Origin of the sequence: Streptomyces sp. NPDC020801, from assembly GCF_044334385.1 — a bacterium.
In the GTDB taxonomy this organism is placed as follows: domain Bacteria; phylum Actinomycetota; class Actinomycetes; order Streptomycetales; family Streptomycetaceae; genus Streptomyces.
Genome location: NZ_JBIRST010000028.1, coordinates 18,676 through 34,631 on the forward strand (window position 1 = coordinate 18,676; position 15,956 = coordinate 34,631).

A 15,956-nucleotide genomic window follows, 5' to 3' on the forward strand; every position below is an offset into this window, starting at 1 on the left:
GCTGCCTCACAGGGGGCAGCGGTCCTGACCCACCGGCTGCGGGCCGCGGTCCGCGCATCGGGCGGGTCCGGTCGGCTCGCGGGAGCTACCGTGCGCTCCAGTCGCGCAGCAGGAGAGCGGAGAACGCCAGCGCCGTGCCGCGAGGCGCGGCCAGGTCCAGGCCGGTCAGTTCGGCGATGCGGGCGAGCCGGTTGTCGACGGTGTTGGGATGCAGCCCGAGCCGGTGCGCGGTGCCGCGCCGGTCCTGGCTGCAGTCCAGGTACGTCCGCAATGTGTCCATCAGTTCCGGCCGGCTCGCCAGTGGGTCGAGTACGGCAGCGATGAGGGGGCCGGCCTCGCTGCTGCGGGCGAGGTGGAATTCGAGTGGGACGTCCTCGATGCGGTGCAGGCCGGGCGGATGCCGGCAGGCCGTGGCCACGCGGACGATGCCGGCGGCGGTGCGGGCGGCACCCGGGACGTCGGCAGCGGTGGCCACGGCCACGGCGGCCACCCGCACGTCGGCGTCCCAGGCGCGGCGTATCCGCCCGGCCAGGCCCGGAGGTGGTTCCGGCGGCCCTTCACCGGTGCGCGTCGGCACGACGGCATATCCGCCGCCGTCCTCGAACAGGGTGAGGACTTCGGTGCCGAAGGCGCGGTTCAGCACGGTCTGCAGCCGGCCTTCGCGGCGGCGTTCGGCGACGGTGGAGCCCGTTGAGGCAGCGGTGGGCTCGGCGCGTGGACCGCGCAGGCAGAGCACCAGCCCGCCGTGTTCGAGTCCGAGCCTCCGCACGGAGGCCGGGTCCGGTGGCAGCGAGTCGTCCAGCAGCGCGCGGACGTCGGACCGGCGCTCCTCGCGCCGTTCGGCGTCCAGGGCTGCCCGTTGCTGGAGGTAGGTCTCGGTCACCGCGCCCACGACGCCTTCCTGGGCGCGCAGCAGGAGGCCGGAGAGTTCGGTGAGGGCGGTCTCCTCCCCCGGGCCGGCCGCCGTCCGCAGTGTCTCCCACAGCACGTACGCCCCGAGGGCGTGACTGCGCAGCAGGACCGGCAGCGGCATGCCCTCCTCGGCACGCTGGGCGGCCCGTTCGCGGAACAGCGCATAGTCGTCGTCGGCTTCGCAGGGTGCCTGGATCCGCTGAACGAACAGGCGCAGGCCGTATCGCGCGGTGGCGGCGATCTCCAGGTCCTTCACATCGGCCGGGAGGTCGGTGTAGCCGGGGATGCGCTCGAAGGAGTCACGGGACATCCGCCGGGCGATCTCGTTGATCAGGGGCTCGCAGCGTGCAGCGAGAGCCCGGGCCTCGGGGCTGATCCCCTCCGGCGGGGTCGCAAACGGGTCCGACGACGGGGTGTGCGGTGGATCAGCCGTCATGGCGCTCCTCCAGCGCTCGGCGCCGTCCCTGCTGTGACCCGTCACAGTATTCCGCCCCGTGCACTGTGACGGGAGATGCTGTCCAGGGCTCCGCGGCCGTCGCACGATCGTCGGCGGACGGGACGTGCCGGGGACGCGGGGTCCACTCACGGAATTCGCGGCGGCATCACGGCAAATCGAGGAGTCACACGCCATGACCGAGGACAAGACCGACACCTACCTGCGGTACGCCGACCGCGTCTGGAACGGTGCGGAGACGTTGCTGGCCCACCTGCGCGGTGACTTCACCGGCCCCGAACTGGTGCGGGTCGGGGAGCGCGCCGGCTTCTTCCCCGCGTTCGCGAACGTCGCCGTCTTCGACACGGGGGACGGTGTGGTGCTTGTCGACTCCGGCGACTTCCGGACCGTCGAGATGCTCCCTGCAGCGGTCCGGGGTTTCTCCCAGGCGCCGGTACGCACGATCGTCTACACACACGGGCACGTGGACCACGTCTTCGGCGTCACCCCGTTCGACGCGGAGGCCGACGCATGCGGAACGGACCGGCCGGAGGTGATCGCGCACGAGGCGGTGGCCGCGCGCTTCGACCGTTACCGGGCGACACCCGGCTACAACGCCTGGATCAACCGGCGGCAGTTCGGCGTGCCGTGGCTGGAGTGGCCCGTCGACTACCGCTACCCGGACACCACGTACGACGACCGGCTGACCGTACGGCGCGGTGAACTGACCTTCGAGTTGACGCATGCGCGCGGCGAGACCGACGACCACACCTACGTGTGGATCCCCGACCTCAGGATCCTGTGCACCGGCGACCTGTTCATCTGGAACTCCCCGAACGCGGGCAACCCGCAGAAGGTGCAGCGCTATCCCGAGGAGTGGGCACGGGCGCTGCGCGCCATGCAGGAGCTGGGCGCCGAGGTCCTGCTGCCGGGCCACGGCGTGCCGATCACCGGCGCCGACCGGGTCCGGCAGGCCCTGGGTGACACCGCCGAGCTGCTGGAGACGCTGTGCTGCCAGACCCGCGAGCTGATGAACGCCGGCCTGCGTCTCGACGACGTGATCCACCGGGTGAGGGTCCCCGAGGAGCTGCTCGCCAGACCGTACCTGCACCCGGCCTACGACGAGCCGGAGTTCGTGGTGCGCAATCTGTGGCGCCTGTGGGGTGGCTGGTACGACCAGAACCCGGCCAACCTCAAGCCGGCCCCGGAAGCCGCTGTCGCAGCCGAGTTCGCGGCGGCCGCCGGCGGAGCCGCCGTGCTCGCCGACCGGGCCGCGAAGCTGCTGGCCGCCGGCGAGCTGCGACTGGCGGCCCATCTGGCGGAGGCCGCCGCCCTGGCCGCGCCCGGGGACCGCGCCGTCGCACGCGTACGGGCCGAGGTCTACGGCCGGCGCGCGAGGACCGAGCCTTCGACGATGGCTCGCGGCGTGTTCGCCTGGGCGGCGGCCGAGTCGGCGGCCGTGGCGGAGGGAACCGACGTGGAGACGGAGTTGACCCGCACCGAGGACGGCCGACGGCGCGCCGCGGGGGACATCGCCGTCGGCGTGGTCGACGACGGGCGCTGACCGGTGGCGGCACCGTGCGTCGACGAGGAGGCCGCGACACCGCGCGGTGCGTGGGGCACCACCTTGCTGCTCCTCGTGTTCATGCTGGTCAACTTCTCCGACAAGGCGGTGATGGGACTCAGCGCCCCGGCCATCATCAACGATCTGGGGCTCACCCACGGGCAGTTCGGCACGGCCCAGTCGGCGTTCTTCGCGCTGTTCAGTCTCTCCGCGCTGGGTGTCTCCTTCCTGACCCGCCGCGTCGGTACCGGCGTCCTGCTGCTGGCGATGGCGCTGGCCTGGTAGGCAGCCCAGCTGCCGATGGTGTTGCAGGGATCGGGCTTCGGCGTGCTGCTCGCGACCAGGGTGCTGCTGGGTGCCGCGGAGGGTCCCGCGCTGCCGGTGGCAACTCACCATGTGTACGGCTGGTTCGGGCAGCGGGAGCGCACGCTGCCGACCGCCGTGCTGCTGATGGGCGCGGCGGCCGGGGTGGCGGTCTCGGCACCTGTCCTGACCTGCGTGATCGACCACTGGGGCTGGCGCTGGGCATTCGCAGTGGTGGGTCTGGTGGGTCTGGCCTGGGCCGCTTCGTGGACCAGGTACGGCCGCGAAGGGCCCCTGGCCCGGACCATCCGTCGGGAGGCGTCCGGGGATGCGGCGGCGCCGTTGCCGACCGGAGCAGGCCGGGCATGCCCCGCTCCTCGTGCACTGACCGCGGCGGACCGACGGCCACCCCGCGGATGCCGGACGTCGGCTCCGGGGAGCCGTTCCCACCCAGGACCGCACGGCTCGCCTCGCCGTTCCCGGCAAGGCCCGGCAGCGCGGAAACCGGTGCCCATGCCCATGCCCATGGAAAGAGCAACCACACGTCACATGGCCTCTGCCACCGCCGTACGGTCCTCCGGAAAGATCAGTGGCCCATCGGATGCGCCGTTAGGGTGGCCTGTTGTGGATGTGGGTGCAGGAGACGAGATGGTGGCCGTCCCGGCGGGACGGGTGACGCTGTCGGACAGGCGGACGCAGCGTAGTTGGCCGGTCGAGGTTGCGCCGTTCCAGATGTCGGCGTTCGCCGTCACGCAGTCGCTGTACGCACAGGTCACCGATCAGCGGCCGAGTACCGCCCAAGGCGAGCGGCTGCCCGTTGAGACTGTTTCGTGGTGGGACGCGGTCCGGTTCTGCAATGCCTTGTCCCGGCGCGAGGGGCTGATGCCCGCATATCACCTGCGGGCCGACGCCGAGACGGCCGTGTGGGACGACTCCGCCGACGGGTACCGGCTGCCGACCGAGGCCGAGTGGGAACACGCCTGTCGTGCCGGGACCACCGGGCCGCGTTACGGCCGACTCGACGATGTCGCCTGGTACAGGGGCAACTCGGACGAGCGGATCCACGCCGTGGGCGGCAAGCGGCCCAATGCGTGGGGCCTGTACGACATGTTGGGCAACTCGTGGGACTGGTGCTGGGACCTCTATGACGCCGAGGTGTATGGCACCTACCGGGTGCTCCGTGGCGGTGGATGGTCTGACGAGCGCTGGAGCTGCCGGGCTTCGGTGCGGCGCCGCAGTCACCCGACCTTCCGGATCGACGACGTGGGCTTCCGCATCGCGCGCTCCACATCGTCGTGACCGCCGTGGCGGCCTCATTCTGCATCGATCAGTAGGAAGCTGTGTCACGGCCTCTTTGCGCGGGGCGTCAGTGGTGCGGGAGGCGAGATGCCCGGGGTTCCGTTCGGCTTGGCGTCGACGGCCGGTGGAGCAGACCGCCGAATGTTGACGGGGAACGTGTCCCTGAGCGCCGTACTTGGTCAGGCGTCATGCCGGAACAGGACGGTCCACAGGAAGGGTTCGCCGAAGTACGCGGACTCGGGCGGCTCGTCGCGCATGAGTCGCCGCAGGGCGTCACGACAGCTTCCGGGGTGACGCTCAAGCCGGTTTCTGACCTTCCTCTCCAGGGCGTTGATGACGATGATTCCGGCGGGACGAAGTCAGTGGTCCCAGTCCGGTGCACTGCGGCGCATCAACTCCCGCTGGGGGCAACGAGCCATGGCCGCATCCGAAGATCCAACGAGCTTGTGCATGGTCGGCGGTGGGGCATCGAGGACGTCGGTGGGGCTTGCCGACGGCATGCAATTCGCCGGCTTGAGCGGGTTGAACATCACGTGAGTGCCCATCGACTGCCCGCCCCCGCAATCACGGACCTCCATGGGGCGTACGGATCCGTGGTGTGCACGCCTGGGCCTCGGCCTGCCTTACGATGATCCGATGCGCCGGCCTGCCCCCGAGCCGTACTGGAACACCAACGTTGCCCGGCACCCGGGAATCCTCCGCGCGGTTCCCCAGGGGTGCGGCGATGCCCTGGACGTCGGCTGCGGGGACGGACTGCTGGCACGGAAGCTCGCCGGGCGGGCGAAACGCGTCACCGGAATCGACAAGTCACCGGAAATGATCGCTTGCGCACGCGAGTTCGCTGCCGACCACCCACACCTCACCTTCGTCGAGGGCGACTTCCTCACCACCGACCTCCCCGTCGTCACATACGACCTCATCTGCTCGGTGACCACGATCCACCACATGGACTTCGAGGCAGCCCTCATCCGCATGCGTGAGCTGCTAAGGCCTGGCGGCACGCTGGTGGTGGTCGGAATGGCCCGCGAGGCGAGCCTGGCGGAGTGGGCAGCACTGATCGCGGCGGCCCCACTCGTGCGGATCACGAAGGTGCTGCGCCGCGCGCGCGGCCCACAGGGCATGCCGGTCGCCGACCCACAGATGAGCTATGGGCAGGTGCGGGCCGCGGCACGGCGGCTGCTGCCCGGCGTGCGCTACCGCCGGCATGTACTGCGCCGGTACTCGCTCACCTGGCAGAAACCCACCCGCTGACCTGATGTCGATCGCCGGCCCGCCGGTGGTCCTGGTGCGTACGCCATGGGCGACCGGGCCGGCCACGCCCCCCTCGCCAACGAGGTACGCGTACTCGACCACTCGGCGATGGGCACGGCGGAGGTGCCGGCGCCCGGATCGCGGCCGCGATCGGCCAGGCCACACCACGAAGGAACCCACCACGGCCCTGGTCGCAGTCGTCCGATGGCGGCGTAATGGGTCCCAGTCCAGCGATCTGCTTGACAGGTGAAATGTCCAGGCTCATAGTTATGACACATAGACGTTATGATTCATAAGTAAGGTGGAAAGATGCTCACCAAGACCCTGCTGATCACCGGCACCTCCTCCGGCATCGGCCTCGCCACCGCCGTCGCCGCCGCCCGCGCCGGCTGGCACGTCATCGCCACCATGCGCGACACCACCAGGGCGGGCGCCCTGCTCACGGCGGCGGAGGAGGCCGGAGTGAGCGTCGATGTCCGCGCACTGGACGTGACCGACCCGGCCTCCGTCGCCGCCTGCCTGGCCGACCTCGACCGGCTGGACGCACTGGTCAACAACGCCGGCGCGGGCCACCTCGGCACACTCGAGCAGGAGAGCGTCGAGGACGTGCGCGCGGTGATGGAGGTCAACTTCTTCGGGGTCCTGCACGTCACCAAGGCGGCCCTGCCGCTGTTGCGCGCGAACAGGGGCCGCCTGATCACCGTGACCAGCGTCGGCGGGGTCGTGGGCCAGCCGTTCAACGAGGCGTACTGCGCGGCCAAGTTCGCCGCCGAAGGTTTCATGGAGTCACTCGCGCCGGTCGCAGCGAAGGTCGGCGTGGCCGTCAGCGTGGTCGAGCCCGGCGCGGTGGCCAGCGAGTTCGTCAGCAATGTGGAAGGCCGCGACACCGTGGTCCAGCAGGCCGGCCCGTATGCGCCCGCGCTGTCGGCCTACCTGGCCCGCACCCAAGACGCCTTCGCCGCCGCGCAGACACCCCAAGGAGTGGCTGCACAGATCGTCGATCTCCTGCAGGCCGAGCAGCCCCCCTTCCGCATCATCACCTCCGACACCGCACACAGGTTCACCGCCGTGAAGCTCGCCGACGCCGACGGCTCGGCCGTGCAGGCGCTGACCAGCTCATGGATCGCGTGAAGGCGATTCGCACGCGCTTCACCGCCAAGGGCGGCGAGCACTCGGCCCGGGCCGACGGGATACCGGGACCTTGTACGGGCCACAGGGGCCGCTGATCAGCAACGACGAGGTGGCCGAGTTCGTCGGCCAGTCAGATGGGCGGCTGCGCGGACTGGCCGGCGCAGCCCGGCCCAAGGCCCACCTACTGGCCCAGCGCACCAGCCCACTCCAGTAGTTCGGGTTCGGCCAGGCTGGTGCCCAGCCAATCGTGATCGATGCCGGTTCCAGGAAGGGACGGTACGACGGCCACATAGAGCCCGGCAGCACGCGCGGAGGCGATGCCCGTGGCCGAGTCCTCGAAGGCGACGGACCGCTTCGGGGCGACGCCGAGTACTTCGCACGCCGTGAGGTAGAGGTCCGGTGCGGGCTTGGGAGAGCACACCTCGTCGGCCGCGAACGAGTAGGAGACGTATTCGATGAGGCCGGCCGACTCCAATGCCGCGTCCAGGAGTTCTCGCGGGCTGTTGCTGGCGACGGCGATGGGGACCCTCGCCCGGCAGGCGCGCACCAGTTCCACCGCCCCGGGGAGGGCCGTGGCGCCCCGGGCCAGCTCCTTGCGGACTCTTTCGAGGAGTTCGGCGGCGAGTTCTGCACCCGCTCCGGGCCGTCCGAAGTGATTGGCCATGGCCTGCCCTGCGGCTTCCAGGGTTCGGCCGATGACCAGGGCCTTCTGTGCAGCGCCGAAGGGCCGGCCGTGTGCCGCGAAGATGGCCGTTTCCGCCACGCTCCAGCAGTCTTCGGTGCCGACCAGCAGACCGTCGCAGTCGAAGACCACGGCCTCCGTACCGGTGGGAAGCGAGCGCATGAGTGTCCCCTTTCACCCGGGATGATGCACAGGTGGCCCGCTCGACGGGTGCCGGAGCAGGGTGATCACGAATGATCACCCTAGGGCGGAGGACATGGGACTTCCATATTCCTGCCCGAAATCGGGCAGGAATATGGAAGTTTATGGATGTTGGGGTCCTCTGCCGGCTGTCAGGTGTTCACCCTTGTGCGTACTTGCGGCCGTTGGTGATCCGCATGCGGAGGTCCTCAACCTGGGCGAGAGCGGCAGCCAGTTCACCCGCCAGCGCGCACCGCGAGCGGCGGCAGCGGCCCGTGCGCGACGACCCAGCCGGCACTGCGCAGACCGTGCGGGCGGCGAGCAGAATACGCGGCCGCCGTGCCACCAGGCACGCCACCCGCCTGCGGGCAACTGAAGTGAAGCGTGCACTGATGCGGTGGTCTCCCCCGGTCGGCGAGCCGGACGACCACACCGTCGGTCCCTCCCGGGGTATCCGCGCGGTGATCCCCGTCCCCACGGATCTGCGGCGCCACCGATTTCGTCCAGGCAGCCGTGGTGGGGAACGTCCGGTGACGCGAGGGCAGGGCGAGCGCGGGAGCATCGTCAGCGCAGGACGTCGAAAACGTTCTTCTGCAAGCCGTTGGCGTACACCGCGTGCTCCACCAACCTCAGCTTCTGGGTGTCCTTGTCCGTGTCACTGAACAGACCCTTGCCCGCACCGAGCAGGAGCGGGAAGACGAGCAGGTGGTAACGGTCGATCAGGCCGGCATCGGAAAGACTCCGGTTCAGGGCGGCGCTGCCGTGGACGATGATCGGGCCGCCCTCGGTCTCCTTCAGCGCGGCGACCTCGTCGAGCGAGCGCAGGATCGTGGTCTCGCCCCAGTTCGGCACCAGGTCGTCCTCGGTGAGAGTGGTGGAGACGACGTACTTCGGCATCACCTTGTAGTCGGCGAAGTCCTCCATGTCCGGCCACACCGGGCTGAACGCCTCGTAGCTGATCCGGCCCATCAGCATCGCGGTGGCTTCCTTCTGCTCCCGGCCCTTGATCTCGAACGCCTCGGGGAGGAACTCGACGTCCTTGAAGGTCCACCCGGAGTTCCGGTAACCGGGCTCGCCGCCCGGGGCCTCCACGACGCCGTCGAGCGAGATGAAGGCGGTACTGATCAGGGTACGCATGTAAGGCTCCTCGGTGTCTTGTGCCCGTTGTCCTGCGGGTTCGGTCGTGAACGCTTCGACCACACTCGTGGCTGCAACGCGCCGACCATCACTTCTGACTGTGGATCGCGGAGAAACTCATCGTCCCAGGCATCCGCCAGGACCGTGAGGCCGAAGTCCAGGTCGTTGGCGTGGCACGGGTCCTGGGGGGAACAACGACCGAGCTGCGGTCGGGATGTCGCAGGACCCCGGCAGTCCGGCGGCGACGCCGTCGCCCACCGGCGACATGCGAAGCCGGACGACTCGGTGACAGCGTTCCCCGAAGATGTCAGAGCGCCGCGCACCTGCCCGCCGCTTCTGCGTGGGCGGCGGTGGCGGAGGCGGTGGTGCCGGCGGTGGCGGAGGGCAGGGCGAGGTGGACGGTCAGGCCCGAGGCGCCGGCGCGCGCGACGGTGGGCCGAACGCCGGAGGGCAGGGCGGGGAGGGCAAAGGAGCGTGGTTTCAGGCGCTGGGCGAGTGCGGTGTCTGCGGTACTGCCGGGCAGAGCGTTCAGGGCGACGGTGCGGCCGAGGATGGTGACTTCGGTAGGGGTGACGACGAGTGCGCGGGCACGCAGCGCCATGTCGGTGTGCACCGTGACCGGTACGCCCAGGGGTCCGGCGACGCCGGTGAGGGTCAGTCCCCGGCCGTCGGTGCCGAGGGTCCATGCGTTGCCGCTCTTGCGGTCGAGACGCTTGGCCAGTTGGCTGTACGGAACGGTCACGGTGGCGCTTCCGCCGTGAGTGGCGCCGTCGGTCCTGACCCCTCGCAGATGCGCGTCCAGGGCCATGGACATCCCACCGCGCCGGAGGTGCTCCGCGTGGACGTCGACGTCGCCGACAGCGCCGCGCAGCATGGTCACGGCCGCGAGCGGGTTGTCGAGGGTCGCGCTGACGTCACCGACGGGAGCCAGGCGGCACGCGGCTGCGTCGGCGATGCGCTGTTCGGCTCGATGGGTGAGCGCGACGCTGCCGGTCAGGGAGGTGGCGGCCACCAGGACGGCTGCCGAGACGGCGATCACGAGATGTCGGCGGTTCACCGGGCCGTGTCCCCGATCCGGCGCAGGATCCGGAAGGCCTCAGGGAGCATGGCGGCCGGCCGGTGGGTGCCGGCGGCTCTGCGGCTGCGCTGGGTGCGCAGGATGGCGCGGACGGTTCCCAGGGCGGCACCGGCTACCACGGCGGCGTGCAGGTCGGCGTCCGGCGTCCCGGTGGGCAGGCGGTCCAGGACGAGGCGGGTGAGGCGGTCCTCGAACTCGGCGAACGCCTGGATCAGGCGGGCGGCGATCAGCTGCTCGGTTCCGTCCAGGGGATGGGTGAGGGCGGTCAGGCTGGTGTTCTGGAACGGTGCGGTCGCGGCCAGCAGCGCGTGGTAGACGGCGTCGAGCGGTGCCTCGTCGGCGGGGCGCTGCGCCAGTGCGTCCTCGACCGCGGCGAAGAGCTCGACACCATCGGGCAGGAGGAGGTCCTCCTTGCTGTCGAAGTAGCGGAAGAACGTGCGGGTGGAGACGTTCGCGCAGGCAGCGATGTCGGCGACGGTCGTGGCGGCGAAGCCCTGCTCGGCGAAGAGCCGGGCGGCGCAGTCGCGCAACTGCCGACGGGTCTGGTCCTTCTTGCGTTCCCGTAGTCCCGGGGAAGTGCCGGGCTGCGGGTCAGGTGGAGTGGCCATGGCGCCAGCATATATTGTCACCAATGACAAATGACAGTCGTGACACTTTCGGTCTACTGTCGGATGCAGCAGCCCCTCACCTTCCGCCGGAGGCCTCCCATGCCCGAACCGTTGTCCGCGCCCGCCCACGCGGACACGCCCCCGTCCGTCAGGTCCGCCTCTCCCGCCACAGGCCTCGCCCGGCTCGGCGGATGGTGCGCCCGTCATCCCGCGCTGGTCATCGCTGCCTGGTCACTGGCTCTGATAGCCGCACTGGCCGGACGGCACGCCGTGGCACCCACGTTCAGCGACCAGGTGAGCCTGTCGGGCGCGCAGTCCACCACCGGTGCCGACCTGCTCGCCGCTCACTCACCGGGCGCCGGCGGTTCCAGCGGCCGCGTCGTCTTCCACAGCGACACCACCTCCCTGGCCTCCGACCCCTCGGTGACCCGCTCGGTGTCGGCCCTGGCGCACCTGCCCCACGTCACCTCCGCCTCCGAGCCGGTGGTGAGCACGGACGGACATACCGCCTGCACCACCGTGCGCTTCAACGTGCAGGCCAAGACCCTCGGGCACGACTACACCGAACAGCTGGACGGAGCGACGCGGTCCGCCCGCGACGCACACCTCCAGGTCGCCTACGGCGGTGATCTCGACCAGGTCACCAGGCAGCCCGCCAACGACCGGGCCAGTGAGCTCGCCGGCGTCGCCGTCGCGCTGCTCGTCCTGCTCCTCGCCTTCGGCAGCGTCCTGGCCGCGCTGCTGCCCCTGGCCTCCGCGCTGATCGCGGTGGGCACCGGGCTGGGAGTCGTCGGCATCGTCGCCGGCACCGTGTCCTTCGCCACCTCCGCCCCCACCCTGGCCACCATGATCGGCCTCGGCGTGGGCATCGACTACGCCCTCTTTCTCACCACCCGCTTCCGGCAGGACCTGATCGACGGCAAGGACCCGGTCACCGCCGCCGCCCGCACCACCGCGGCCAGCGGCCGTGCCGTCCTGGTCGCCGGGATCACCGTCATCGTGGCGATGCTCAGCCTCTACGCGTGCGGGCTCAGCTTCATCGGCAAACTCGGCTTCGCCGCATCCCTCGCCGTCGCGGTCACGGCGACCGCCGCCGTCACCCTGGTACCCGCTGCCCTGAGCCTGACCGGCCGCCGCATCGACCGCCTCACCGTTCGCCGGCCGGTCGCCGAGACCTCCGGCGACCGCGACGGCTGGCACCGCTACGCAACCCGTGTCGCCCGGCACCCCTGGCGGTACCTCGCCGCCGGCACAGCCGTTCTGGCCCTGCTCGCCGTACCCGCCCTGTCCATGCGCCTGGGCCACGTCGACGCGAGCGCCGACCCCGCCGGAACCACCAGCCGCACCGCATACGACCTCGTCGCCGACGCGAGCGGCCCCGGCTTCGGCCCCGGCGCCAACGCGCCCCTGACGGTCGTGGTCGACCTCGGCACCGACCACTCCCAGGCCGCCGCCCTGTCCCCGGCCCTGCAACAGGCCCTCCAGAGCGCCCCCGGCGTCGCCCAGGTCACCACGCCCCGGCCCAGCCCGGACGGCAGGCTGCTGACCAGTACCGTCACCCCCGGCCACGGCCCGCAGGACGCGGCCACCACGGCCCTGGTGACCACGCTGGTCCACGACACCCTCCCGAGCGCCCTGCGCGGCACGAACGCCCACGGATACGTCACCGGCACCACCGCCGCGCAGGCCGACTTCCGCGACACCGTCCAGCAGCGGCTGCCCGTCATCATCGCCACCGTCCTCGCCGCCGCCTTCCTGCTGCTTACCACCGTCTTCCGCAGCCTCGTCATCCCCCTCAAGGCGGTCCTGCTCAACCTGGCCACCACCGCGGCCAGTTACGGCGTACTCACCGCCGTCTTCCAGTGGGGCTGGGGCAGCGGCCTGCTGGGCCTGCACGAGCCGGTGCCGATCGAGTCGTACGTGCCGATGATGATGTTCGCCATCGTCTTCGGGCTCTCCATGGACTACGAGATCTTCCTGCTCTCCCGCATCGCCGACGTCTGGCGCACCAGCGGCGACAACACCCGCTCCGTCGGGACCGGACTGGCCACCACCGGCCGCGTCATCTCCAGTGCCGCCCTCATCATGACCGCCGTGTTCCTGTCCTTCAGCACCTCACCGACGGTCGTCGTCAAGATGCTCGCCCTCGGCCTCGCCGTCAGTGTCGTCCTCGATGCCACCCTCGTCCGACTCGTCCTGGTGCCCTCGAGCATGTTCCTCCTCGGCCGGGCCAACTGGTGGCTCCCGAAATGGCTCGACCGGCGCCTTCCCCATCTGCACGCCTGACCCGGCATCGGTGGCTTGCCCTCGTGGACATCGTCGCCTCATTGCGGCACACCGCCGGGCACATCGGCTGTCGCGGTACGCGGAAAACCGTCCGGGTGTCTGGCCCTGAGTTTCTCCAGGTTGGCCGCGGCCACGTCGTCGAGCGACATTCCCAGCAGGCGTAGAGGTGGACCAGTTCCTCGGCCCGTTCGCCGATCAGCTGGGCGAGCACGGCGCGCTCGCTGGTGTCGAGCAGGGCCTGGTCGAACCCGGCGGTTCCGTACGCCGCGTGGCACAGCCCCGCGACCTGCACCTCCGGGTCGGCGTCCCACTCAACTAGCAGCCGCGCCACGCGGATCAGGTGCTCCAGGAGCGTTCCTCCGGGGTGGGGCATCCGGTCGGCGCCTCGGGCCCCCAGGAAGCCTTCGATCTCCGGCCGTTCCGTCACGCGGCCGGGACCGCCCACCTCCACCCGGGAACTTCCCCTGGCAGGGAAGGGGCCCGCATCATGCTTCCTGATTCGCCGCGCGGGCCACCTGCGCCACAAGCCGTGCGGTGGCCGGGGTGGCGACGCCGTGAGCGGCCGCGGCCCGCAGGACGGCCCCGCCGATGGCGTCGAGTTCGAGCGGGCGTCCGGCCTCGGCGTCGCGCTGCATCGAGGACCTCATCGTCTGCGGGGCACGGTCGAAGAAGGAGAGCACGGCGTCGCTGGTCACGGACGCGCCTGCGGCCTGCGCCACGGCGGCGATCTCGTCGAGGACGGCCAGCAGTTCCGGCCGAAGCTCAGTGCGGACGGTGCCGACATCGGTCCGGTGACAGGTGGTCAGCAGGGCGAAGGGGGCGAGGAAGGCGAGCTTGTCCCAGAGCATCGCGGTCTCGTCGTCGCGCAGGGCGACCCCGAGGCCGGCGTGCCGCAGCCGGTCCGCCAACTCCACCAGCGGGGCGGCCAGTTCGATGTCGGTGAACGGGCTTGTGTGGGCGATGCGCCCAGGTGCGGTGCGGGTGGCCTCGACCCTGATCGTCCCGGCGACGACCTTGCCCAGCGGATGGCGCCGCCGCAGCACGGCAAGGTGGTCGAGGCCGTTGAGCAGCGGAATCACGACGGCGTCACCGACGACGTGTGGCGGCACACGGTCGAGTGCCTCGGCGAGAGCGGTCTGCTTGACCGTCACGAACAGCGCGTCCACCGGCTCGCGCAGCCGGGTGTCGGCCTCCACCGCCGCGGTGAACTCACCGTACTGCGCGCTCTCGACGCGCAGACCGTCCCGCCGCAGCACGGCTGCGGTCTCCTCCCCGGCCAGGCACACGACGCGGTGCCCGTCACGGGCGAGCAGCGCGCCGATCAGGCCGCCGACGCCACCCGGGCCGAGGACGGCCACCGTCAGATCGGTTGTGGTCACGTGGGCTCCTGTCCTTGGAAGAACGATGCGTTGCGGGTCGGCACCCGCCGTGCCTCCACGCGTCCGGACCGCTCCGGAAGCAGAGGGCGGGTTGCCGCCTGGGCCCCGGATCGATGATCAAGCACCCCCGAAACCCAAGTCAATCCAGGGGTTTGCTGGGGAGGCTCCAAGCAATACCTTCGAGGTCGTGACACTCGACGATCTCCGCGTCTTCGCCGCGGTCTGCCGGGCCGGCTCACTGAGCGCCGCCGCCCGCGACCTGACCTGCACGCAGTCGGCGGTCAGCCAGCACGTGAAGCGACTTGAGCGTGAGCTCGGCCTCAGCCTGCTGGAGCGGCACCCACGGGGTGTCGTACCGACCCCCGCCGGAAGACGACTGCACACGGCCGTCGCCGAGGGCCTCGGGTGCATCGACCACGCCCTGCGCCAGTTGGACGAACTCGCGCACTCGGAAGGCGGGTCGGTACGGGTCACAACCGGGGCGACCACCGTGCGGCACTTCATGGCTGCCGCCGTCGCCGACTTCCGCCGACGCTTTCCCCAGGCCAGTTTGGAGTTCCAGACCGAAACCTCCAGCCGCGGCTGCTTCGACGCCCTCGCTGCCGGCAGCGTCGACCTCGCCTGGATCACCCTCGGGCCGTCGATCCGCTCCGCCGAGCAGCACCCCGTCGTCGAGCTCCCCTGGGCGCTCGCCGTCGCAGCCAGTGATCCGCTGGCGCGCAGAGCCTGCGTCGAGCCCGCCGACCTGCAGGACGCCCGGCTCATCGGGCTTCCGGAGAATTCCACCTCCCGCTCCCAGCTCAGCTCCTGGCTTGCCGAATCCGGGATCCGGCCGGTGTTCGACACCAGCGTGACCGACTGGGACACGGCGATCCTCCTGGCCGAGCTCGGACTCGGCCACGCCGTCGTCCCGACCCTGCCCGAGTGGAGCGGCACCGGACATCCGGATCTGCGGCTGATCCCCATCCCCGCGCTCCCGCCTCTCGCGGCCGGATGGGCGGTGCGCCGCTGGGATGCCCTCTCCCCGCTGGCCCGCGCCTTCGCGGCAGGCGTCGCGCACCACTGCCGGCAGCGGGCCGCCACAGCCTGAAGGGGCGCGCGTCAGGACCAGCCGGGGGCCGGCGGGAGCGGCCAGGCCGGTGTTACCGGCAGCGGCATGTCCGACCGAAGGCCCGCCGCCCCGGCACGGCCGGAGAGCCAGCCGAGGAGCGCATGGCCCGCAAGGTGACGGTCTGGCCGGTCGGGGCGAGGGACCAGGAACGGTCCAGGTCGGGGGCCTCGATCCGAGAGAGGGGGAAGTCACGTGCGGTCAGCGCGGCGACGGTGCCGTCGAGGGTGCGGCGGAGGCGCGGACGGAGTCGAGGAGGGGCGGTGAGATCCGCTCGGGTGAGGTCGGTGGTCTCGGTCACGGGCCGGTACTCCACGGCCGGCCGGTGAGCAGGTCACTGATGGCGGCGATGCCCCCGGTGACGGCTTGCTCGTCGACGTTGCCGAAGCCGAGCCCGGGTTGAGGGGGTGCGGACGTGTCCGAGGCACGGCACGTGCTCATGCCGCAGGGGCCGGCCCGCCCCTCGACGGCACATTGGAAAGGAGTCGTGCGGGCGCCGACGGGGTTGGCAGGAAGTGCACGAACATCCCGGTCACCCTCGACTCGCCGGATACCGCCGCGGCGACGACCTGCTTGGCCACCCACCGAGTCGACGGTCGTACCAA

Annotated in this window: 16 protein-coding genes and 2 pseudogenes; 9 read left to right on the top strand and 9 right to left on the bottom strand. The window is 71.0% G+C overall.

Features of this window, described 5'->3' with window-relative positions:
* Nucleotides 1-85: 85 nt before the first annotated feature.
* Nucleotides 86-1,348: a PucR family transcriptional regulator gene (locus ACH4UM_RS36315; protein WP_398189150.1), complete on the bottom strand. Its 1,263-nt coding sequence runs from the start codon at nucleotides 1,346-1,348 to the stop codon at nucleotides 86-88.
* A 193-nt stretch (nucleotides 1,349-1,541) separates the two neighbouring features.
* Here ACH4UM_RS36315 and ACH4UM_RS36320 point away from each other — a divergent pair, with 193 nt between their 5' ends.
* The 7 genes and pseudogenes from ACH4UM_RS36320 to ACH4UM_RS36350 all read left to right on the top strand — a co-directional run bounded on the left by ACH4UM_RS36320 (nucleotide 1,542) and on the right by ACH4UM_RS36350 (nucleotide 7,107).
* Nucleotides 1,542-2,909: an alkyl sulfatase dimerization domain-containing protein gene (locus ACH4UM_RS36320; RefSeq protein WP_398189152.1), complete on the top strand. Its 1,368-nt coding sequence runs from the start codon at nucleotides 1,542-1,544 to the stop codon at nucleotides 2,907-2,909.
* A gap of 3 nt (nucleotides 2,910-2,912) precedes the next feature.
* Nucleotides 2,913-3,194 (top strand): hypothetical protein, encoded by a 282-nt coding sequence (locus ACH4UM_RS36325; protein ID WP_398189155.1) that lies wholly within the window; start codon nucleotides 2,913-2,915, stop codon nucleotides 3,192-3,194.
* A 15-nt stretch (nucleotides 3,195-3,209) separates the two neighbouring features.
* Nucleotides 3,210-3,521 (top strand): annotated as a pseudogene (locus ACH4UM_RS36330) (MFS transporter); the annotation flags it as partial.
* Between the two features lie 339 nt (nucleotides 3,522-3,860).
* Nucleotides 3,861-4,511, top strand: a complete 651-nt coding sequence (locus ACH4UM_RS36335) for a formylglycine-generating enzyme family protein (protein ID WP_398189309.1) — start codon at nucleotides 3,861-3,863, stop codon at nucleotides 4,509-4,511.
* A 636-nt stretch (nucleotides 4,512-5,147) separates the two neighbouring features.
* Nucleotides 5,148-5,762 carry a class I SAM-dependent methyltransferase gene (locus ACH4UM_RS36340; protein WP_398189158.1) on the top strand — a complete coding sequence of 205 codons (615 nt, stop codon included), beginning with the start codon at nucleotides 5,148-5,150 and terminating at the stop codon, nucleotides 5,760-5,762.
* 309 nt (nucleotides 5,763-6,071) lie between these two features.
* Nucleotides 6,072-6,893, top strand: coding sequence for an SDR family oxidoreductase (locus ACH4UM_RS36345; RefSeq protein WP_398189161.1), 822 nt, complete (start codon nucleotides 6,072-6,074; stop codon nucleotides 6,891-6,893).
* Nucleotides 6,894-6,963: 70 nt separating this feature from the next.
* Nucleotides 6,964-7,107 (top strand): hypothetical protein, encoded by a 144-nt coding sequence (locus tag ACH4UM_RS36350; protein WP_398189164.1) that lies wholly within the window; start codon nucleotides 6,964-6,966, stop codon nucleotides 7,105-7,107.
* Here the strand turns inward: ACH4UM_RS36350 and ACH4UM_RS36355 are convergent.
* The 4 genes from ACH4UM_RS36355 to ACH4UM_RS36370 all read right to left on the bottom strand — a co-directional run bounded on the left by ACH4UM_RS36355 (nucleotide 7,075) and on the right by ACH4UM_RS36370 (nucleotide 10,578).
* Nucleotides 7,075-7,737, bottom strand: coding sequence for an HAD family hydrolase (locus tag ACH4UM_RS36355; RefSeq protein WP_398189167.1), 663 nt, complete (start codon nucleotides 7,735-7,737; stop codon nucleotides 7,075-7,077). The genes ACH4UM_RS36350 and ACH4UM_RS36355 overlap by 33 nt on opposite strands.
* A gap of 582 nt (nucleotides 7,738-8,319) precedes the next feature.
* Entirely contained in the window at nucleotides 8,320-8,892 is a 573-nt protein-coding gene (locus tag ACH4UM_RS36360; RefSeq protein ID WP_398189170.1) for a dihydrofolate reductase family protein, read from the bottom strand.
* Between the two features lie 307 nt (nucleotides 8,893-9,199).
* Nucleotides 9,200-9,949, bottom strand: coding sequence for an LmeA family phospholipid-binding protein (locus ACH4UM_RS36365; protein WP_398189172.1), 750 nt, complete (start codon nucleotides 9,947-9,949; stop codon nucleotides 9,200-9,202).
* Nucleotides 9,946-10,578, bottom strand: coding sequence for a TetR/AcrR family transcriptional regulator (locus ACH4UM_RS36370; RefSeq protein ID WP_398189175.1), 633 nt, complete (start codon nucleotides 10,576-10,578; stop codon nucleotides 9,946-9,948). Before ACH4UM_RS36370 ends, ACH4UM_RS36365 begins: the two co-directional genes overlap by 4 nt.
* Before the next feature lie 99 nt (nucleotides 10,579-10,677).
* Here ACH4UM_RS36370 and ACH4UM_RS36375 point away from each other — a divergent pair, with 99 nt between their 5' ends.
* On the top strand, nucleotides 10,678-12,864 hold the full coding sequence (locus ACH4UM_RS36375) for an MMPL family transporter (protein WP_398189178.1): 2,187 nt from the start codon (nucleotides 10,678-10,680) through the stop codon (nucleotides 12,862-12,864).
* A gap of 214 nt (nucleotides 12,865-13,078) precedes the next feature.
* Here the strand turns inward: ACH4UM_RS36375 and ACH4UM_RS36380 are convergent.
* Nucleotides 13,079-13,237 (bottom strand): annotated as a pseudogene (locus ACH4UM_RS36380) (DUF6817 domain-containing protein); the annotation flags it as partial.
* A gap of 112 nt (nucleotides 13,238-13,349) precedes the next feature.
* Nucleotides 13,350-14,243 carry a ketopantoate reductase family protein gene (locus ACH4UM_RS36385; RefSeq protein WP_398189181.1) on the bottom strand — a complete coding sequence of 298 codons (894 nt, stop codon included), beginning with the start codon at nucleotides 14,241-14,243 and terminating at the stop codon, nucleotides 13,350-13,352.
* Between the two features lie 187 nt (nucleotides 14,244-14,430).
* Here ACH4UM_RS36385 and ACH4UM_RS36390 point away from each other — a divergent pair, with 187 nt between their 5' ends.
* Nucleotides 14,431-15,333 carry a LysR family transcriptional regulator gene (locus ACH4UM_RS36390; RefSeq protein ID WP_398189184.1) on the top strand — a complete coding sequence of 301 codons (903 nt, stop codon included), beginning with the start codon at nucleotides 14,431-14,433 and terminating at the stop codon, nucleotides 15,331-15,333.
* Between the two features lie 52 nt (nucleotides 15,334-15,385).
* On the opposite strand, the gene ACH4UM_RS36395 is transcribed toward ACH4UM_RS36390, so the two are convergent.
* Together ACH4UM_RS36395 and ACH4UM_RS36400 are read right to left on the bottom strand one after the other, a co-directional pair.
* A complete protein-coding gene (locus ACH4UM_RS36395; RefSeq protein ID WP_398189187.1) occupies nucleotides 15,386-15,652 on the bottom strand; it encodes a hypothetical protein in 267 nt (88 codons plus the stop codon).
* Complete coding sequence (locus tag ACH4UM_RS36400) at nucleotides 15,649-15,792, bottom strand: hypothetical protein (protein ID WP_398189190.1); 144 nt, start codon at nucleotides 15,790-15,792, stop codon at nucleotides 15,649-15,651. The genes ACH4UM_RS36395 and ACH4UM_RS36400 overlap by 4 nt, the downstream gene beginning before the upstream one ends.
* Nucleotides 15,793-15,956: the final 164 nt, after the last annotated feature.